Below are 21540 nucleotides of genomic sequence, written 5' to 3'. Positions count from 1 at the left end.
TGCACATTTTTTTACTGTGCAAAAAACCTTCACTCTCTTTGAGCTGAAGGTTTTTCTGTTTACATCTGTCAAGGGAGGTGGGGATCATTCTTACCGATGATCCGGCTATAGGAAATAAGTCGATCGTGATACAAAAACAATACACACATCCAAGTAAGAATGGCTCCCACCCTACTTGGATGTGATGAAACAGAGGTGAGCATCCATGTTAAAAGTGTATCGTTCCAACACCCAAGGCCAACTAGCTCTAGTAAATGAGTTTATTAAAGGCACTTGGATTCATTTGATCAACCCAACGGAACAAGAAATAAATGATGTAGTTCTTGCTGCCCAAATTCCATCTTACTTCATCAAAGATCCATTGGATGAAGAGGAAAAATCTCGTATTGAAAAAGAAGACGAAGGAACACTCATTATTATAGATTTGCCTATCATGACACCCAATGGCACCAAAAGGGAAAAATTTATAACCATCCCATTAGGCATCATCGTAACAAAAGATTTTCTGATTACCGTTTGTCTAAAAGAAACGCCAATCTTAGAAGATTTCACGCGAAAAAAAATCAAAAACTTTTTCACCTTCATGAAAACGCGTTTCGTCTTACAACTTTTACATGCTGTATCCACTTATTACTTAGCTTATTTGAAGCAAATCAATCGGAAAACCAATGAAATCGAAAAGGAATTAAGACAATCTTTAAAAAACCAAGAACTTTTTTCTCTTTTAAATCTACAAAAAAGCTTGGTATACTTCACCACTTCTTTAAAAACAAATCAAGTCGTGACTCAGAAAATATCTCGTGGACAACATCTACGACTTTATGAGCAAGACCAAGAATTACTTGAAGATGTTCTTATCGAAAATAGACAGGCAATCGAAATGGCAGAGATATATACTCCTATTGTGAGTGGTTTAATGGATACATTTGCATCTGTTATTTCCAACAATGTGAACAATGTCATGAAAATCTTGACTTCTCTAACGATTATCATGACGTTTCCCATTATGATAGCGAGTATTTATGGAATGAATATACCTATTCCTTTTCAACGCTCCCCACATGCATTTGTAGTTATTATGATTGCATCTATCGTCATTTCAAGCATTACCACCTTTGTGTTTTGGAAAAAACGATATTTGTGAAAAAAGGTGACGTTTTCTCGTCACCTTTTCTTTTCTATTTGATAGTATCTTTAAAATGAAACTGCTAGTTTACGAGTTTTCTTCAATCCCACTTCCTTTATTTCTTTTGCTCTATCACACGGAATTCATCATGTCCTTGTGCACATCTGTCATTTCGATAAAACGCATGATGGATGAAAAATAGCAATGGCCAGATTTCTTTTTATTCACAGAATGAATCAGGTTCGTATTTTACAATATGTTGGCTGTAAACCTCTCTACTTGCATTCTCTTATAACTTACCTGTACAGTAGAATTTAGAAAAAGAAAGGAGAAACACCATGACAAAAGTAGATACAAACACCACTATCGGATTCATTGGAACGGGAGTAATGGGGAAATCCATGGCAACCCACCTTATTCATGCAGGTTATACCTTATTGGTATACAACCGCACCAAAAGCAAAACAGATGAGTTAGTAGAGTTAGGCGCCACTTGGAAAGAAACAGTAGCAGAAATTGCACAAGAAGCAGATGTCATCATCACGATGATTGGCTACCCAAAAGATGTAGAAGAAACTTATTTTGGGGTAAATGGGATCTTAACAAATGCACGTGCTGGTTCTTACGTCATTGATATGACTACTTCCACTCCAACTCTAGCAAAACAAATCTATCAAGCTGCTAAAGAAACTGGTATATTTGCTCTTGACGCCCCTGTTTCAGGAGGAGACATTGGTGCTAAAAATGCCAAATTAACGATTATGGTAGGTGGAGACCAAGAAGCGTTTGAAGCAGTATCTCCTATTTTACATACAATGGGGACTAATGTTCTTTTACAGGGTGAGGCTGGAGCTGGCCATCATACAAAAATGAGCAATCAAATCGCGATTGCATCTGGCATGATGGCAGTTTGTGAAGCTATTTTATATGCGGAAAGTGCAGGTCTGAACCCTTCTACTGTTCTGAAAAGCATAGCAGCTGGTTCTGCCGGAAGTTGGTCCTTAAGTAATCTTGGACCACGAATTATCGTAGAAGACTACTCTCCTGGATTCTTTGTTAAACATTTTATCAAAGATATGACCATTGCACTTCATTCAGCAAAAGAAATGGGAATTCGCACTCCAGGATTAGAACTAACGAAATCACTTTACGAAGAACTTGCAGCAAAAGGGGAAGAAAATAGCGGTACTCAAGCACTATATAAACTGCTTTCCAATCAACTTTCATAGGTTAAAACCTTATCTACACCATTCTGGAGGCTAATGGAATGAAGTTTTACCGTTTGATTTGTTTATCAGCTCTATTATCAGTCTTTTTATTTGGTTGTGACTTGTTATCATCGCAGCAATCGAATCCAAAACATCCTTCCACAATGACATCCAAACATATCAAGGAATCAGAATCATCGCAAGATCTACCTATTCCTGAAAAAATAACAAAACCTATAAACCAGGAACATCAAAAATATCTTCTTCAAACTCTAGCACTTGCAGGATCAGGTAAAGTTATTGGTAGCAATTTCGTTGCTAATAAAAATACTTTGACTGATGTTAAAAAGGAATACGGTGAACCAAGCGCAAAAAGCAAAGATTTCCCTTACTATATCTATGGTAAGAAACGTCTTGACTTTGGAATAGGTAAAGATGATCTTATTTATGACATACGCTCACATGATCCAAAATTAATGAAAATCACACGTTCCGAAGTAGTAAAAATTTTAGGAGTTCCTCATAACATCAAACACAATACTGGTGAATCGATATATATTTACCATGTAAATGGTTTTCAACTAAAGCTGATTTATGTACTAGACAAGGATGACCCTACTATTCATCATTCATCCGTATACTCAGAAGCAGCCTTTAAAAAACAAGAAGACCAAAAGAAAAATGAAGAACAAAAGAAAAAAGACGAGAAAAAGAAATAAAAGAAAACATTAATAAAAATACCAAAAAAGGCTCACTCTTTTTTGGTATTTTTATTCTTTCGAAGGGATGGATCGAATGATTTAGCCCTACTTGGTCTAAATAAAATGCTATACCTACTGCTGTACAGTTTCCAGAGCTGGTAGACTGTTTTTCTCACCCCACTCGCACATCATATGAAACAATGGAAGAAGAGATAGACCACGTTCGGACAATGTATACTCCACTTTTGGAGGAATCTGAGGAAATTCCTTTCGAATAATAAGTCCATCAGCCTCCAATTCTTTTAACATAATGCTTAACGTTTTAAAAGAAATGGTACCGATACTTCGCTTCAGCTCATTATGCCTCATAACCTTCTTCTCAGCTAGCCAATGCAAAATGATCATTTTATATTTGCCGCCTATTAAGGACAACGTATAGCCAAAACCAGTGCCTTTTAGTTCCACACCAGTCGGAACACAAGTTTTTTGCACAAATTACACTCTCCCTAAAGTACGTATAGGATGAAATTTATATGCTTCATAATAATTTCATTATGCTATTTTATGAAAAGGATGTAAAGAACCGGGTAAAAGAAAACGAAATATTAAAATTATATTGCTGATTTTTTCTCCTGATTTATGCCATACGGATAATTTTCTTCACTACCTCTCGCACCAGTAGTTCCTCAATGAAAAGTTTCTCAGCACCACCCAGCAGTGTGAACTCATTTATATAGCATTTGTGTATAGTGAAATCTTCTTTGGATCCCCTCTTAAAGCAAAAATATTGTATAACGAATTAGACACTTACCTTTATGTAAGTACCTGTACTAAAAGTGCATACTTACATATTTTCAGTGTGCACTTTATACTCAAGAAGAAATAAATAATAGCAGGGGGGATAAACCTTTGAAAACGCTTGTTATTGTAACTCACCCAAACATAGAAACATCCATCATAAATAAGCGATGGGTGCAAGAACTCAAAAAATATCCAGAAAAGTATACTGTACATGAATTGCATAAGATTTACCCTGATGGAAACATTGATGTAAAAAAAGAACAGCAATTAATTGAATCACATGGAAATCTTATTTTACAGTTCCCTGTTTATTGGTTTAACTGTCCGCCTCTCCTCAAAAAATGGCTTGATGATGTTTTTACTTATGGTTGGGCTTATGGATCAAAAGGGGATAAATTAAAACATCGAAAAGCTGCTTTAGCTGTATCTGCAGGAATAAAAAAAGAAAATTATAGCAAAGAGGGCAGGTATCACTATACACTTGAACAAATATTATCTCCTTTTGAAACTACCTTCCGATACTGTGATGCAAACTATCGTTCTCTCTTTGCTTTTTATGGTAAAGAAAATGAACCTGGCGAAAATGATCCTTCTTCAAACGAACCGATGAATTCGACTTTAAATATATTAGAAAAAAGCGCACAGGATTATTTGGATTTTATTGACAACCTGTAATAAATAAATTGTTATAGTTAGTAAAAAGAAGTATTTCCTTTGTATAGGAGATACTTCTTTTTATTGGCATCAGCATGAGTGAATTAATATTCCAAATTGAATATTTTCATTAAAAAACACAAGAGAAGGTAGTCATAAAGAAATCCAAGAAACACGATCTATTGACGTGTTCGATACACTTCATTACTATTAGAATATAAATAATTTATATATTTTTCAGAATTGAATAGCCCAAAGAGAAAGTACCTATCATTGCTTAAATGGAAAACATGAATTAGTAGTTTACATTTATTAATTATAGTATGTTTATATCTCTTATCCAAATCAAATCCAGTAAAAAACAACCAGCTAAAGGAGATTGATATATGTCCCTAATAGCTTTTATTATTTTTGCAATAACCTTGGTCTTGGTTATCTGGCAACCTCGAAAACTATCCATTGGTTGGTCAGCCAGTGGCGGGGCGATTTTAGCTCTCCTATTTGGAGTTGTAACAATTAATGATGTATGGACGGTAACGGGAATCGTTTGGAATGCAACACTTGCATTTGTAGCTATTATCTTGATCTCTTTAATTATGGATGAAATCGGTTTTTTTGAATGGGCTGCCCTTCACATGGCTCGACTAGCAAAAGGAAATGGCAAAAAGATGTTTTTATTCGTTATTTTGTTAGGCGCTATTGTTTCAGCGTTATTTACCAATGACGGCACTGCACTTATTCTTACTCCGATTGTTCTTGCAATGGTTCGTGCGCTCCAACTGAAAGAACATGCAGTATTGGCTTTTGTGATGGCAAGTGGATTTATAGCAGATACAACCTCTCTTCCTTTCGTTATTAGTAATTTAACGAATATCGTTTCAGCAGATTACTTTCATATTGGTTTTGTCGAATATGCTACAAGAATGGTGATACCCAATCTATTTTCAATTATGGCTAGTCTATTGGTTTTGTTTCTTTACTTTCGGAAAAGTATCCCTGCAAAATATGACTTAGCTCAGTTAAAAAAACCTCAAGAAGCAATTAAAGATCATACATTATTTCGATTAACGTGGTTTGCGTTAGCTTTACTATTAGGAGGCTATTTTTTCAGCGAGTATTTAAAAGTTCCCGTTTCCTTTATAGTTGGACTAGCAGCTATTCTCTTGATTGTTTTCGCTCATAAGAGTCCGATTCTTCAAATAGGAAAAATTATACGATCCGCCCCATGGACAGTAGTTATTTTCTCTATTGGAATGTATGTGGTTGTATATGGCCTAAAGAATGCAGGTCTTACGGATAGACTCAGTGACATCATTATATGGTTATCCCAGTATGGATTGTATGTAGCTACAGTAGGTACAGGATTCCTCTCTGCAATCTTATCTTCTACGATGAACAACTTGCCAACATTGATGATAAATGCCTTAGCAATAAAAGAAACGCACACCACAGGGATCATGCAAGAATCTCTGATCTATGCCAATGTAATTGGATCTGATTTGGGGCCTAAAATTACACCAATTGGTTCATTAGCAACTTTACTTTGGCTTCATGTGTTAGCACAAAAAGATATTCGCATTGGTTGGGGATACTATTTTAAGGTGGGATTTCTCCTAACTGTACCCACTTTATTTATTACCCTAACCGGTTTATACATTTGGCTAAATATTCTTGATTAATCCCTTACCAAACGATGAGTTCAAGCAAATTGAAAAAATCGATCGTAATATTTGAAAAACTAAAAAAAGAGGTATTTCCTGTTCAAGAGATACCTCTTTCCATTATACAAAAATATCTGCTTTAAATTTGGCAGACGATTTTCTTTTCTTCAATAGACATCACATATATCAATAGATGAAAGATAGACCACGTTGGCGATACAGTATTTTTAAGGTGTTTTAATACACCTAATGCTTGTTTTGTAATACTTTCTCTTGTTCTTGTAATTTCTTGTTAATAATATAATTTTGAGTGTTTATCTTATTATGTAAAATTTTCGAATATAGTTCATTATATTTATCAATTACATAACGTTCTAAAATGTTTTTCCGATAAATAATAAATCTGTGAAAAGACATAGAAACATATTTTTTATTTAGTAAGTAATAATAAGCATCAGTGAGTTGATCATACTCCAACTGTATTTTATCCTTGAATTCCTTTTTTGCAATATAGATAAAATCCGATTTGTCATCTCCGATCTTTTCTGATTTATCCCAATTCGTATCCCTCCATTTTTGCCATTCATCATACAAACGATTGGATTCATATTCAAAATATTCTTCTAGATCTACTTTTCCATTCACGGAGGTGAATGTACCTTGTCCAGCTTCAGCAACTCGTTTTAATGCTTTCTGTCCAGAATCACCATTTATATCGAAGCCAATGATATTTACAATGGCTTCAATATTAGATTGATGTAGCATTTTTGCCGCCTGTATAGGATTTCCTCCACAAGTCTCTATTCCATCACTTACAATATAAGTGAGATTTTGAACATTTTTTCCGGTATGATCAACTAAGTCATCATGTGTTTGTTTAATTGCTAATGCAAGTGGTGTATATCCTGTTGGTTGAAATTTATTTAGAGATTGCTCAAAGGCATCTTGATCATATTTACTTAAAGGGTACACCAATTCTGAACTTTGGCATGAAACTTTTTTATCCTTTGCTTTATTACTTCCTCTGTGTCCGTATACTCGTAATGATACATTGCTGTTATCTGGTAATTTGGAAATAAAGTTTTGAATTGCTCTTTTTGCTAATATCATTTTGGTTTCTCCATTAATCTCACCAAGCATACTACCACTAGAGTCTAACAAAATCGAAATATTAACCTCTTTGTTTTTTGGTAAATTAGGCATTTTACCAGAATGATTTGGCATATCTCCTCCAGCGATCACATCTGTATTAAAATTTTCTAAAGTCTGGATATAATAGTGATAATCTTGTGCGAATAGACTTAGAAGTTTGTTAAAGTAGGCTTCTTCGGACAAATTTTGAGTAAAATGATCCAGTTTATCTTCTACTCCTTGCTTGCTAAGATTCTCTCCTCTGTATTTTCCTTTGGTTACCAAATCCACATTTTTTAGTTCAGGTGGTATACGAATTTCCTTTGAATTACTCTTTTGTTCTGATAAATTTGTCTCTTTTTCATTCTTTTGTTCTACTTCTGGAACTATTAGTGTGTCCTTATCAATTGTACATCCAACTAAAAAGAAAATAAGAAATACAAAAATCGAAACGACTAAACGGGTCATCTTTTCACCTCATGTATTTATTTTGCAAGGGAGATAGTAAGAGTTGTAATCACTTACTCATTAACCTGACTTCTATCGAATTATATATTTTCCTGCTATTGTTTGTTTACATATTTTTAAAAACATAGAAAAAAAAGTATTGATAAATGAGATAACGAAATTGCGTTTAAAGGATGACAAAAAAAATTTATAATGCTTCTGTAAAAATGAAATAACAAAAACAAAACCCCTCATCCATAAAGGCTTGAGGGGTTTTGTTTTTGACTTTAATATAGGGACATGTATTGTTGGCGTTCCCATTCGTGAACAGTGGTTCTAAAAAGATCCCATTCGATGCGTTTTGCTTCGGAGAAGTGAGAAACTGCGTGTTCTCCCAACGCTTCGCACAATACTGCATCACTTTGCAATGCTTCCACAGCTTCCATAATACTAGCTGGTAAGTTTTCAATTCCTGCATCGTTACGCTCGGACTCATCCATCACGTAAATATTACGGTCTGTATGAGGAACAAGTGCAAGTTTGTTTTTAATTCCATCTAGACCTGCTTTCAACATAACGGCAAGCGCTAGATATGGATTTGCAGCTGGATCTGGGCTGCGAACCTCGATACGTGTGCTGAGACCTCGGGAAGCTGGTACACGAACCAATGGACTTCGGTTTTTTGGTGACCAAGCTACGTAACAAGGCGCTTCGTATCCTGGTACCAATCGTTTATAGGAATTGACTAATGGGTTGGTGATAGCTGTAAAGTTGCGAGCATGAGTCAAGATACCTGCCAAATAATGTCTAGCAGTTTCACTTAAACCTAGCTCATCGCTCTCATCATAGAATGCATTTTCATTTCCGCAGAACAAAGATTGGTGACAGTGCATACCAGAGCCATTTACACCAAAGAGTGGTTTTGGCATGAATGTTGCATGTAAGCCATACTTACGAGCTATGTTTTTCACTACTAATTTAAAGATTTGAATGTTATCGGCAGTTGTTACTGCATCTCCATATTTAAAGTCGATTTCATGCTGCCCTGGAGCTACTTCATGGTGAGATGCTTCAATCTCAAAGCCCATTTTTTCCAAAGTCAACACAATGTCACGACGACAGTTTTCTCCAAGATCAAGTGGTGCTAAATCAAAGTAGCCACCTTGGTCATTTAAATCAAGCGTTGGCTCTCCTTTTTCATTGGTTTTGAACAAGAAAAACTCTGGTTCTGGACCAACATTGAAAGAAGTAAAACCAAGTTCTTTTGCTTCTTCCATTACTTTTTTCAGAATACCACGTGGATCTCCTGCAAATGGTGTAAAATCTGAATTGTAAATGTCACAAGTCAATCCAGCGATTTTACCGCTATCAGATTCCCAAGGATAGATCACCCATGATTGATAATCAGGATATAAGTACATATCTGATTCTTCGATGCGAACGAAGCCTTCGATAGAGGAACCATCAAACATCATTTTGTTATCTAGTGCCTTCTCAAGTTGGCTAAGCGGAATTTCAACATTTTTAATGGTACCTAATAAATCAGTAAATTGTAGTCGGATGTACTGTACATTCTCTTCTTTAGCAATTCGTAAAATATCGTCCTTCGTTAGTTGCTTGGCCATATAAAAACGGCTCCCTTCAAAATATTATGGGCGGAAGAATCGAGACAACTCTCCTTGTGTAAGCGGTGTCTTATGTTTGTCACCAGAGAATATTTCCCTATGTAACATGCGACGTAATTCTGCATCGGAAAGCTCTCTTGTTCCCTTCTCTTTCTTTTTCTCTTGCTCCTTAGGTAAGATCATTTTTTTAATACTAGTCAAATTATACCCTTTTTCTAGCTGCATCTTAATCTTTAGGAGCATATCGACATCATAGAAAGAAAAGAGACGCTGGTTTCCTCCGGTTCGAGCCGGATTCACCAGACCATGTTTTTCATAATAACGAATTTGGCGCGCGGTTAACTCCGTTAATTTACTCACGATGCTTATCGGAAACAACGACATGTTTCTTCGGATATCATCATTCACGCTAACGCCTCCTTCGAAAATCATTATAGGCGTATGTCATCTTCGCTGTCAAATTCATGTCAAGAAAGTTGACATTGCTCTACAAAAATAAAACGCCAATGGCGTTTTAAAAGAAGAAAATCAAAATCAAAAACCAGATAATCATAGCACTCATCAATAAAAACTTCACAACGATTCCACCTAGGAATCCAATCAAAGTGCTAATGGAGATCCGAATAGCTTGCTGTGGTGTTTTGCGCATCAACAATGATTCCACTAAAAATACAGTAATGATAGGACCAAATAAGAAACCACCTGGAATCCACATAAACAAAATAATCCCCAGCGCCGCAGCAGGAATATCCCATTTTGAACCACCTGCTTTTTGAGCAGCATACCCACTGGCTACATAATCAATTAAAAATAAAGCAATCGTAGCCACAATAGTTATCGACCAGAAAATCCATCCTAGTGATTCATCATCAATAAAAAATTGATAGACTAGAAATGCCGCAAAGATAAACGGAACATCTGGTAATGCAGGAAGAAAAAGACCTGCATATGCTAACAAAAACAATCCTACAATAACGATCCACCAAAATGTATCCATTGATTCCATTTCACATCTCCTATTCCATTTTTGTTTTCATTGCTAGTAAAGCTGTTTTTATAGCGATTTTTACATGTGCATAAGTTAGTCCACCTTGCAAGTATACCGTATATGGTTCTCTAAGAGGACCATCTGCCGATAATTCAATACTCGCACCTTGAACAAAAGTACCAGCAGCCATAATGACGGGATCTGCATAACCTGGCATATCTGAAGGTTCTGGACGAACATGTGCATCAATGGGAGAAGCAGACTGAATAGCTTGACAAAATGTAACTAACTTCTCTGCAGTTCCTAACTCGATTTGTTGGATAATATCTGTTCTCTTATCTTTATAGGTAGGGGAAACTACATAACCTTGTTCTTCAAATAAAGCTGAAGCAAAAATCATTCCTTTCAATGCTTCTCCTACTACATGAGGGGCTAAAAATAACCCTTGGTAATAGTCCGCAAGATATCCATGGGTTGCCCCGCCTTCCATCCCAATACCAGGCGCAACTAGTCTAGCCGCTGCCCGCTCTACCAATAACTTTTTACCTGCTATGTATCCACCAGATTTCGCTAAACCACCACCTACATTTTTAATTAGTGAACCTGCAATAAGATCTGCTCCAACGTGCAATGGCTCTCGATCCTCTACAAATTCCCCATAGCAATTATCTACAAAAATAATCGCATTAGGAACAATTTCACGTATTTTCTCGATCATTTTTTCGATTTCTGCAATAGTGAAAGAAGGACGATTGGAATACCCTCTGGAACGCTGTATCGCTACCAGCTTCGTATTTTGTGTCACTTTTTGTTGAAACCTAGTCCAATCCACTTTGTTGTCACTGGTTAGCGCTATTTCATGGTAGTTTATACCAAAATCAGATAGGGAACCTGTCCCATCATGAGGAGAACCAATAATTTGAAATAACGTATCGTATGGTCTCCCTGTAAGAGCTATCCATTCATCCCCGGGACGTAGAGAACCGTATAAACACGAAGCAATGGCATGGGTTCCAGAAATAATATTAGGACGAACCAATGCGAGTTCTCCCCCAAATACATCCGCAACAATTTGTTCTAGCGTTTCTCGACCTAAATCATCATAACCATACCCTGTAGAAGAACGAAGATGAGATTCGCTCACCTTATACTTTTGAAAGGCTGTCAGCAATCTTGTTTGGTGTCTTTCTACTCTTTCTTCAATTTGTGCGATCTTATGGGAAATTTTTAAAATTACATTAGAATCCAATGTTACTTTTGACATAACTACCATCTTTTCTACATATCATCATTTTTATTTACAAATCTATTCTACCATGAACTTTGCTTTTTTCGACCTACGGATTCAAATAAGATATCTTCTGGTAAAATCGTCATCAAACTATTCCGATCTACCTCTTTTTTCTTTAACAATCGTACAGCATGCAACCGAATTGCTTGTTCTACCAAATTACGAATAAACCTCGCATTACCAAATGTATGATTTTTTCGTTCTACTTCTTTCTGTAAAGATTGACGAATTTTATCTTTTGCAGTTGTTGATAATACGTACTCACGTTCTTTTGTCATCAGATCAGCAATATCCAATAACTCCGATATAGTAAAATCAGGAAATTGGAGTTGAATCGGAAAACGTGATGGTAATCCCGAGTTGGATCGTATAAAAGTCTCCATTTCGGTTGAATATCCTGCAAGAATCAATACAAATTCATTTTTGTAATCCTCCATGGATTTTACTAGTGTATCAATTGCTTCTTTTCCAAAATCTTTTTCTCCTCCTCGAGATAATGCATAGGCTTCATCAATAAATAGTATGCCACCAAGTGCTCTTTTCACATGTTCCCTTGTTTTTTGAGCAGTATGACCAATGTATTCTCCTACTAAATCAGCACGCTCTACTTCAATAACATGCCCTCTGTTTAGTACTCCCATCTCTCGAAACAGTTCTCCGATGATACGAGCGACCGTAGTTTTCCCTGTCCCAGGATTACCTGTAAATACCATATGAAGAACTTGTTGTTCTGTCATTAGACCAGCATTTCGTCGTTTTTTCCCTACTTCTAACCATGCATAGATTTCTTCAATAAATGATTTTATTTCCGATAAACCCACCAAATGCCCTAGCGACTGATAACACTTCGTAAGCGTTTGATGTTCCATTTCCCAGTTAACCGGTGCAGGTTCTATATCTCGTTCGAAAACGATTTGAATTCTTCTTTTGGTCTCTTCCATTAAAACCCTTCTACTCACGATTTTGGCCTCCTCTCCATCTTGCCTACTTTTCCACTATACGCAGTAGCCTAAAAAGGGTGAAAAGAAAAAGCCCCCGATTTTTCGGAGGCTTGGTTTCATTCTTATGCGTTTTGTTCTTCTCTTGCTTCATCTGAAGACATGAGTGAAACAGGCCTAGCAGGAGTAAAAGTTGATATTGCATGCTTATATACCATTTGTTGTTTGCCGTCACTATCAATTACAATTGTAAAATTATCAAATCCACGAATTAAACCACGGAGTTGAAATCCATTAACTAAAAATATAGTTACAGGAACGGATTCTTTTCGAATTTGATTTAAAAATGTATCTTGAATATTTATAGACTGTTTCAATGCGTGGTACCTCCTATATCTTCTTATCTGATATCTATTCTCTGTAAGATGGAAACTTTCCTGCTACTAAGTGGTTAATTTCTATGAATGACTGTGCATCTGTTTTATCAAACCAATGGATCTCGGGAACACGACGAAACCAAGAAAGCTGTCGTTTAGCATATCTACGGCTCCCTTGCTTGATGGCATGCACTGCCTCTTCAAACGAAATACTACCCTTTATGTATTGAATCATCTCTTTGTAACCTATCGCTTGAGATGCTGTGTATTGTCCAAATCGTTCTGTTGCTAATAATTGGCGCACTTCACCTTCCAAACCATTTGCAATCATCTGATCTACTCTGCGATTAATTTGATCGTATAACTTGTCACGCGGCATTGTCAAGCCAATCCAAAGCACTTCAAAAGGAGAGGAATTTCTTTTCTGTTGTTCCGCTAGAGGTTTGCCTGTTTGTAAAAAAACCTCCAATGCACGAATTATCCGACGAAGATCATTGGGATGTAGTTTCTTAGCAGCTTCTGGATCTACTTTTTTTAACTTTTGGTGTACAACCTCATTTCCGTGCTCGATGGCTAGTTTTGTAAATTCTTCTCGAATTGCTGGATCTTCTTTTACATCAGCCATTTGATAATCATATACTACCGATTCAATATAGAGCCCTGTTCCGCCTACAAGTATTGGAAGGTGATGACGAGCCTGTATTTCCATGATCTTTTCGCGTGCCAAATTCTGATATTGTTGAACAGAAAAAGATTCATTTGGTTCAAGCAAATCTATTAGATGATGAGGAACTAGTACTTGCTCCTCTTTACTTGCTTTCGCCGTTCCAATATCCATGCCACAATAGATTTGCATAGAGTCGCCAGAGATAATCTCCCCTTGAAATTGTTGTGCTAATTTTAAACTAAGATCTGTTTTTCCAACACCTGTAGGACCTGTAATAACCAATAAATCAGGCTTCATTTTTCAATAACCCCCCATGCATAGCTGGAAGATTGATGAATAATGGTAAAACCCAATCTAGTAAATTCGCTACTGTTTTTTCGCTCTTTAAGCAAGACTCGCTTTCTTGCAACTCGTATTGCATGTGTTACCGATTCTACATCTACTGCAGCTGGATTAGCAAGTGGTTTTAAACTTTGCATCGCTTTTGAACCATAAACTGTCTTTCGAAACATGGGATCAAAAACGACTACATCAAAAGAATCACCGTCACTCTGTGCAAGGTATGATTGATAGTTACTATTCACAACTTCTATTCTCCGCATAGCAGCGTCAATTGCAGGCCTGCCACTTACATACTGTTGCAATCCATCCGAAACCATACACGCCAACAGGGGTTCGCTTTCCAAGCCTACCACCCTACCTTTCTCACCCGTAACAAAGGAGGAAACAATTGCATCAGCCCCCATACCAAGCGTGCAATCCAATACGTGATCTCCTTCTAATAGATTTGCTGTACGTACCATAGCATCATTTTGACCTTTGGACCATTGTTTCAAACGGACAACAGAGAGATTGGGGTGAAAAAAAAAGGATGGATAGCCGTTGCTTTCATAGCGTAAACCTTGTCTAGTAACAATCAAAACACCATCTATCTCATAATGTTTATACATTTTATCCAAACTGGAACGATCACGTTCGATGTAAGGTACAGATAGAGAAGCTGCGATTGATACAGCCTGTTCTCTTTCGATAAGTGACGGTTCATGCGATGTCGTAACTACAAACAATTCACATCACCCGCTTAAACATTTTTTCCAATTCATAGGTCGTAAAATGAACGAGGATTGGTCGACCATGTGGACAGGTATAAGGGGTTTCGCATGTCTCTAAATCGCGAAGTAATGCCTCCATCTCGTCCACTCTCAGATGGCGATTTGCTTTTATCGCCGCTTTACATGCCATTAATTTTGCTGAAGCATCACGTAGTTCTGTTGTTTTCACATGTCCATTTTCTCTTAACCACTCGATGATCTCTGATAGTAGATGATGTACTTCCACAGAAGGAAACCAATCTGGGTAACTACGTATCAAAAAAGTATTTCCCCCAAATGGTTCCAACTCCAAACCCCATGTCTTTAAAGACTCTATATAGTTTTCCAATAAAAGAGCATCACTGGAAGTACATTCGATTGTTAATGGAACTAACAAAGGTTGAATATGATGATCTTCTTTTTTCATTTTTGCTAGAAACTGTTCGTAATAAATTCTTTCTTGAGCAGCATGTTGATCAATCAAATACATTCCATCAGCAGACTGAGCAATAATATACGTACCATGGACTTGAGCTAATGGCAATAGCTGAGGAAGCGGTACATGAGTAGATATCTTTTGCACTTCTCTATTTAATGGTTCGATTTCAGGCAATGAGACTTCAGCAGGAATAACAGATGCTGGAGGATCATCGAAAACTACTTCTTCTTTTTCCATGAAATTGCGTGAATGAGTTTCACGTACAATCGGAGTATCTGGCTTCTTCTGCTGTTCCAAGTGTGGATAAGACAATTCTTCTGTTAACTTCAATTGTTCCACTTTTGATTTTGGTTTAATAAATTCCTGTGATGGCTGGAACGCTTTAGGAATAAGCGTTTTTTGTTGAAAAGCAGATTTTACTGCATGGGAAATCAATTGAGCGAGTTCTTTTTCTTTGCTGAGTCTAACTTCTAGTTTAGCAGGATGCACATTCACATCTACTAGTTTTGGATCCATCTCTATTTGAAGAACACTGATAGGATATCTACCAATAGGTAGCAAAGTCCCATACGCTGACAATAATGTATTGGTAAGCGGAATACTGCGAACATAACGCCCATTTAATAATATCGTGATCGCTTTCCGACTCGCTCTTGTTACTTCCGGTTTCCCAATAAATCCAGAAACTTTAAAATCATTATCTTCTTCTTTGATAGAGACCATCTGTGATGCTACTTGCTTCCCATATAACGCAAGGATAGCATGTAACAACTTTCCATCTCCATTACTCCGAAATAATTCTCTGCCTTGATGTTGAAGGTGAAAAGCTATTTCAGGATGAGCAAGAGCTAATCTACCAATCACATCAGCTACATGACTAATTTCTGTACTTATGGTTTTTAAGTATTTCAAACGAGCTGGGGTGTTGTAAAAAAGATCCCGAACAATTACATCTGTCCCCTTTGTTCTAGAAACAGGAGTAGTTTCTTGTTTGGTTCCTCCATCAATTTTAATCGTTGTCGCCAATGCTAAATCATCTGAAGCAGTCACCAATTCCACACGAGACACGGAAGCAATACTCGGTAGTGCTTCACCTCGAAATCCCAAAGAACGTATGGCATACAAGTCTCGTTCGGATTTAATTTTACTCGTCGCATGCCGCTCAAATGACATCACTGCGTCTTCATGGCTCATTCCAATCCCATTGTCAGATACACGAATCGACGCAATTCCACCTTCAACCAACTCTACCTCAATTTTTGTAGAATGGGCATCAATTGCATTCTCTACTAATTCTTTTACTACGGAAGCAGGGCGCTCTACTACTTCTCCAGCAGCAATCTGATTTGCTAGATGATCGCTTAGGATTTGAATAGTAGTCATATAAACCCCTCCTACTTCGATTTCAATTTCTGTTGCATTTTTTGTAGAAACTGTAAAGACTCCATTGGTGTACACTCCAATAGATTCCAGTTCTCTATCTCTTTGGCCACTTCTTCTTCAACAGGGCTTACTTCAGGAAGATAGGAGAACAACGTAAGGGGCTCTTCCTCTTGTGTCACTACAACTTCAGGAATCTTAGCTTCTTCCAGCTGAGAAAGGATCTCTTTCGCCCGATGAATGACTGATGTTGGCAATCCAGCTAATTCTGCTACATGTATTCCATAGCTACGATCTGCTCCACCTTCCACGATTCGATGCAAGAAAACTACTTTCCCATCTTGTTCAATACATTTGGCATGTACATTGGTCAGTTTAGGAAGGTCTTGCTCTAATCGAGTAAGTTCATGGTAATGAGTGGAGAACAGAGTTTTAGCACCAACCTCTTGGTGGACATGTTCTACGATAGCGTGAGCAAGTGCCATTCCATCATAAGTGGATGTGCCTCTTCCGACTTCATCTAGCAGAATGAGGCTTTTTGGTGTAGCTTCACGGAGAGCCTCGCACGTTTCCATCATTTCTACCATAAAGGTACTGTGTCCTTGCGCCAAATCATCTGATGCTCCAATTCTGGTAAAAATCCGGTCAATTAAGCCGATTTCAGCTTTTTGTGCAGGAACATAACAACCAATTTGAGCCATGATCGCAATTAGCGCTACTTGACGCATATAGGTGCTTTTTCCAGCCATATTTGGACCTGTAATCAATAATACTTGCCGAGCATCCCCATCAAGGTGAATATCATTTGCAACATAGTTTTCATATTGTACTGCTTCCACCACGGGATGACGTCCTTTTTGTACATACAGCCGATTACTGTTTGATATAACAGGTCGAATATACTGATATCGAATAGACACAGTGGCGTAGGCGTGCAAAACATCAATTTCGGCTATTTTTGTAGCTAATTGTTGCAAACGTAATACTTCATTTGCAATAGTCTCTCTCACTAGTTTTAATGTTTCTAGTTCCAACTCCAAAGAACGTTCATTTGCATGAAGAATCAGTTGCTCTTGTTCCTTAAGCTCTGTCGTTATAAACCTTTCTGCATTCGCTAACGTTTGCTTGCGAATATATCCTTCTTCCGGAACAAGGTGCAGATTTGACTTGGTAATCTCTAAGTAATATCCAAATATCCGATTATATCCTATTTTTAATGATTTAATGCCTGTCCGTTTCCGTTCTTGTTCTTCCAATTGTGCTATCCAACTCTTTCCATTACGCTGAATATGCCTTAGTTTATCTAATTCTTCATGATAACCTTCGCGAATCACTCCACCTTCTTTTAGCGAAATGGGTGGCTCATCCACGATAGCAGATGCAATCAATTTTTGCACATCGAAACAAGGATCTAAGCTTTCTGCTAAGTTATCTAATACAGAAGAAGTAAAAGATGCTAATTTCTCTTTAATCACTGGTATTTCTTCTAACGATTTTCTTAATTGAAAAAGATCCCTTGGAGATGCTGATCCATAAGATATGCGTGCTGCTAATCGTTCCAAATCATACACTCGTTTTAAATGATCTGATAAATCTTCTAATAAAATCATCTCTGCTATAAATTGAGAGACAATATCTTGACGATAGGATATTGCTTCTTGGGAAAGCAATGGCTTATCCAACCACTGTTTCAGCATTCTGCTCCCCATTGCTGTAGCCGTGTGATCTAAGTGCGCCAATAAAGATCCTGTTCGCTTTTCATTTTGAAGTGATCTCGTCAATTCTAAATTTCGACGTGCGACTTCATCCAATAACATGAATGAATGGGCATGGTAACGACGCAAACGCTTTAAATGTCCAAGCGATCGCTTTTGTGTTTGAAGTAAATACTGATGTACATATTTCAATGTCTCTTGGAGAACAACTGTATTACATATTTCATGTACATCTGGGAATTGTTCTTCCAGTGTGGTTGGTTCTACCTCATACAAATCAAATTCACTTACTATTATTCCTAAACGTGCACATTCTGTTTTTACAAGGGGCTCTTTGGCCAATTCATGTTCCACTACCAATTCTTTTGGTTCAAAAGTAGCAATCTCATTCATTACAACAGATAATGGTTGTTGAAGTTCACTTAAAAAACATTCTCCTGTAGATAAATCAACTGCAGCAATACCGAAAATATCACCTTTTTTATATAGGACTGACAGAAAATGATTCTCTGTGGCTAAGAGCATATTCTCTTCCATCACCGTTCCTGGAGTGATAACTCGTACCACTTCACGTCGAACAACCCCTTTTGCTTGTTTGGGATTTTCTACTTGTTCACATATCGCGACCTTATGTCCATTTGCTACCAGCTTTTCGATATATGCAGGTGCAGAGTGAAAAGGCACTCCACACATGGGGATTTTTTCACTCGCTCCACCATCACGAGCTGTAAGTGTGATTTCTAGAATTTTAGATGCTTTTTCAGCATCTTCAAAGTAGAGTAGGAACCCAGCGCCTTACCGCCTTACGACGGCAGGTTTCCAAGAACCCCTCCCCGAACCGTACATACACCTCTCAGCGTATACGGCTCTCCACTTGCCTCTTAGTCTAGCTTCCCTGCATGAAGCCTATCATGACAGGCTTCACACAGTACCATCGTCTTCCTTCTTCTCGCAATCATATGTTGTTCCCAACGGGCTTTTCCTTTAAGGTCTTTGAGCTTTCTGACGTGATGCACCTCTAGAGGAACATTAATCGCACCACACCATTCGCATTCCTCTTTTTCGAGTGTTTGCAATAGGCTCGTTCGACCCGAATATGGTAGTTCGTTGGGCAGTATGTCTATTTTACCAATTAGAACCTTGGGATCTCGTTTGAATCCTTTATGATAGAGCGTTGCAAACTTCTTCCCACTCTTCACATCGTATTCAACTGTAAACTTTCTATCCTTCTTGTACTTATAAAGGATCTTGGAAACCGAAGTTCTGTATTTGTTGGCAAAAGTTTTGTACATACTGTATTCCATGATGTAGAAGAATTTGCTCAGGACACTCGCATTGTTTGCCAGCTTATAGTAATTGTATAAGCCTCTTATTTCGGCGTTGTATATGTGGAGTATCTCTATGTCTTCTAGAGTGACTAGTCTGGAGCGGTGTAAAGAATGCCATTCTCCTTTGTCATCAATCTTTAAGACATTCAACTGGAGTAACTTATTCAGCCATTTTTCCTTAGGCACATAAAGTTTGCACTTCATGTTACCAGAACGTTTCTTAACCCCATTTTTATCCCTTGTTATATGTTCATCTCTGGTTATGACGATGTCATAACCTAGAAATCTTGCTGGTTCGGATGAGTGAGTAATAAGAGTTTTTTCTTCCGAAAGCGTGAGACTCAGACGTTCACTAGTAAAATTAGCAACCTCGGCTTTGATCTGCTTGGCTTCCTCTTTGCTTCCTATAACCCCAATGATGAAGTCATCGGCGTATCTTACATAGAAGAGTTTCTTAAAGTTTTCATCAAGCGGATCAACATAGGATACCTTTCTTATCTCATCTTTCAGTTTAGCTATTCGCTCCGAAATAGACTTTTTCGTCTCCTCGGGTATATGTTCTCTCATTTGTTTCTGAAGTTTTCCAATCTGATATTCCAGTCTTTTGTATTCCGGATTGGTTTTCCTTCTAGCCCCTTTGTCAAATCTAGATTTGATACCAAGAGTGTATTTATCTAGCTGATCTAAGTAGATGTTCGCTAAAATAGGGCTGATGATCCCCCCTTGTGGGGTTCCGCTGTATGTGGAGTGAAATCTCCAGTTCTCCATATATCCAGCTCGAAGGAATTTCCAGATTAGATTAATAAACTTTTCATCCTCAATTCTCATTCTGAGAATTCCCACCAGTTTGTGATGGTCGATGCTGTCGAAGAAGCATTCAATATCTCCTTCTATGAACCATCTAACCCCCGTGAAGTTTCTTTGAACTTGCATAAGAGCTGTGTGACAACTTCTGTTGGGTCTGAACCCATGGGAATTGTCCGAAAAACTTCCTTCATAGATGGCTTCCAACAACATGCGGCAAACTTCTTGGACAAGTTTGTCCTCGAATGAAGGTATTCCAAGGGGTCTCTGTTTGCCATTTGCTTTCGGGATAAAAACTCTTCTAACGGGTTTTGGCTGATAAGACTGATCCCTGAGCTTCTCGATAAGGGTATTTATTCTCTTTATACTCATTCCGTCAATTGTTCTTCCATCTACACCTTCAGTCATATTCCCTTCATTAGGTGCCAGCTTGCTGTAAGCTAGCAGAAAGAATTCTTCATTGTATAGATTCCGATACAATCTCTGGATTGTATATCCCTCATCTTTTGACTTTGAAGCTAGACTGTTCAATACCATCACGGGATTTCTCATAGAGCCTCTCGCTCCTTCCCAATTCGTATTAAACGAGGTAAGCTGCCCTCCTTCGCCATGTACTAGGCTCTCCCTAGCTCGGACTACTACGAGGGCTCCGTCACCATATTGGATATTCAGATGCCTTTTGCATCATAGCCAGTTTCGCTGACATTCCAACTTAGGTGATCCCCGTTTAGACATCTAATGACAAGCTATGTTGCAGTTTCGGATGGGACGTTCGCCTTTTCTTCCCTTATTGGGCGCGAGCAACCGTGGGACGTTACGAGAGTAGTTAGAACATCTGACCCTCTCGCTGTTCGAGAAACCGTAATGTTTTTATACGGTTCTCCACCGGTTATATGGCGTTTCTAGCTACCTTTCGCCATAGTTTACGCTACAACCTCTCAGGCTGTCCTTCAAGCAGTATAGCCTTCATCCTTGTCTGCAACCGTTTCGTCTTGCCACTCAGTCGCACCGTGATAGCTTGGTGACTTGTGACTTTACCAGCATGCTACACTCCCCCTCAGGTTTCCCATTAGGATAAGCTGGTTGACGATAGGCTTTAGTTACGTCCTTTGCCTACTGCCTTGCCAAAGGCAGATTCATTAGATGCCCTTACGGGCGCACAAACATC

Annotated in this window: 17 protein-coding genes and 1 pseudogene; 5 read left to right on the top strand and 13 right to left on the bottom strand. The window is 37.9% G+C overall.

Features of this window, described 5'->3' with window-relative positions; genetic code table 11:
• The first annotated feature begins 205 nt into the window (after positions 1-205).
• The 3 genes from A3GQ_RS0119685 (at position 206) to A3GQ_RS0119675 (ending at position 3053) form a co-directional block, all read left to right on the top strand.
• Positions 206-1144: a magnesium transporter CorA family protein gene (locus A3GQ_RS0119685; RefSeq protein ID WP_028778522.1), complete on the top strand. Its 939-nt coding sequence runs from the start codon at positions 206-208 to the stop codon at positions 1142-1144.
• 320 nt (positions 1145-1464) lie between these two features.
• On the top strand, positions 1465-2355 hold the full coding sequence (locus A3GQ_RS0119680; protein ID WP_028778521.1) for an NAD(P)-dependent oxidoreductase: 891 nt from the start codon (positions 1465-1467) through the stop codon (positions 2353-2355).
• A 38-nt stretch (positions 2356-2393) separates the two neighbouring features.
• On the top strand, positions 2394-3053 hold the full coding sequence (locus A3GQ_RS0119675) for a YjgB family protein (RefSeq protein ID WP_028778520.1): 660 nt from the start codon (positions 2394-2396) through the stop codon (positions 3051-3053).
• A gap of 114 nt (positions 3054-3167) precedes the next feature.
• On the opposite strand, the gene A3GQ_RS0119670 is transcribed toward A3GQ_RS0119675, so the two are convergent.
• Positions 3168-3527, bottom strand: a complete 360-nt coding sequence (locus tag A3GQ_RS0119670) for a winged helix-turn-helix transcriptional regulator (RefSeq protein ID WP_028778519.1) — start codon at positions 3525-3527, stop codon at positions 3168-3170.
• A 417-nt stretch (positions 3528-3944) separates the two neighbouring features.
• On the opposite strand from A3GQ_RS0119670, the gene A3GQ_RS0119665 reads away from it, so the two are divergent.
• Together A3GQ_RS0119665 and A3GQ_RS0119660 are read left to right on the top strand one after the other, a co-directional pair.
• Positions 3945-4511, top strand: a complete 567-nt coding sequence (locus A3GQ_RS0119665) for an NAD(P)H-dependent oxidoreductase (RefSeq protein ID WP_028778518.1) — start codon at positions 3945-3947, stop codon at positions 4509-4511.
• A gap of 365 nt (positions 4512-4876) precedes the next feature.
• The gene (locus A3GQ_RS0119660; RefSeq protein WP_028778517.1) at positions 4877-6169 is read left to right on the top strand and encodes an arsenic transporter; all 1293 of its coding nucleotides are present in this window, start codon (positions 4877-4879) and stop codon (positions 6167-6169) included.
• 228 nt (positions 6170-6397) lie between these two features.
• Here the strand turns inward: A3GQ_RS0119660 and A3GQ_RS25045 are convergent, their stop codons facing one another.
• The 12 genes and pseudogenes from A3GQ_RS25045 to A3GQ_RS0119600 all read right to left on the bottom strand — a co-directional run bounded on the left by A3GQ_RS25045 (position 6398) and on the right by A3GQ_RS0119600 (position 20924).
• Positions 6398-7750, bottom strand: a complete 1353-nt coding sequence (locus A3GQ_RS25045; protein WP_051272144.1) for a VWA domain-containing protein — start codon at positions 7748-7750, stop codon at positions 6398-6400.
• Positions 7751-8016: 266 nt separating this feature from the next.
• Entirely contained in the window at positions 8017-9354 is a 1338-nt protein-coding gene (gene glnA, locus A3GQ_RS0119650) for a type I glutamate--ammonia ligase (RefSeq protein ID WP_028778516.1), read from the bottom strand.
• 24 nt (positions 9355-9378) lie between these two features.
• The gene (locus tag A3GQ_RS0119645) at positions 9379-9762 is read right to left on the bottom strand and encodes a MerR family transcriptional regulator (protein WP_028778515.1); all 384 of its coding nucleotides are present in this window, start codon (positions 9760-9762) and stop codon (positions 9379-9381) included.
• A gap of 106 nt (positions 9763-9868) precedes the next feature.
• A complete protein-coding gene (locus A3GQ_RS0119640; RefSeq protein ID WP_051272142.1) occupies positions 9869-10360 on the bottom strand; it encodes a DUF456 domain-containing protein in 492 nt (163 codons plus the stop codon).
• Positions 10361-10370: 10 nt separating this feature from the next.
• Positions 10371-11606, bottom strand: a complete 1236-nt coding sequence (locus A3GQ_RS0119635) for a methionine gamma-lyase family protein (protein ID WP_245596821.1) — start codon at positions 11604-11606, stop codon at positions 10371-10373.
• 47 nt (positions 11607-11653) lie between these two features.
• Positions 11654-12574, bottom strand: a complete 921-nt coding sequence (locus A3GQ_RS0119630; RefSeq protein WP_028778512.1) for an AAA family ATPase — start codon at positions 12572-12574, stop codon at positions 11654-11656.
• 122 nt (positions 12575-12696) lie between these two features.
• Entirely contained in the window at positions 12697-12948 is a 252-nt protein-coding gene (gene hfq / locus A3GQ_RS0119625) for an RNA chaperone Hfq (protein WP_028778511.1), read from the bottom strand.
• A gap of 34 nt (positions 12949-12982) precedes the next feature.
• A complete protein-coding gene (miaA, locus tag A3GQ_RS0119620; RefSeq protein ID WP_028778510.1) occupies positions 12983-13912 on the bottom strand; it encodes a tRNA (adenosine(37)-N6)-dimethylallyltransferase MiaA in 930 nt (309 codons plus the stop codon).
• Positions 13909-14682, bottom strand: a complete 774-nt coding sequence (locus A3GQ_RS0119615; protein WP_028778509.1) for a class I SAM-dependent methyltransferase — start codon at positions 14680-14682, stop codon at positions 13909-13911. Before A3GQ_RS0119615 ends, miaA begins: the two co-directional genes overlap by 4 nt.
• A 1-nt stretch (position 14683) precedes the next feature.
• Positions 14684-16528: a DNA mismatch repair endonuclease MutL gene (gene mutL / locus A3GQ_RS0119610; protein WP_028778508.1), complete on the bottom strand. Its 1845-nt coding sequence runs from the start codon at positions 16526-16528 to the stop codon at positions 14684-14686.
• 11 nt (positions 16529-16539) lie between these two features.
• Positions 16540-19014: pseudogene (gene mutS / locus A3GQ_RS25040) on the bottom strand (DNA mismatch repair protein MutS); the annotation flags it as partial.
• A gap of 107 nt (positions 19015-19121) precedes the next feature.
• Positions 19122-20924, bottom strand: coding sequence for a reverse transcriptase/maturase family protein (locus tag A3GQ_RS0119600; protein ID WP_028775848.1), 1803 nt, complete (start codon positions 20922-20924; stop codon positions 19122-19124).
• Positions 20925-21540 lie beyond the last annotated feature (616 nt).

It is taken from the genome of Shimazuella kribbensis DSM 45090, assembly GCF_000428065.1.
In the GTDB taxonomy this organism is placed as follows: Bacteria; Bacillota; Bacilli; order Thermoactinomycetales; family Thermoactinomycetaceae; genus Shimazuella; species Shimazuella kribbensis.
This window is presented reverse-complemented; position numbering and strand designations above follow the sequence as displayed.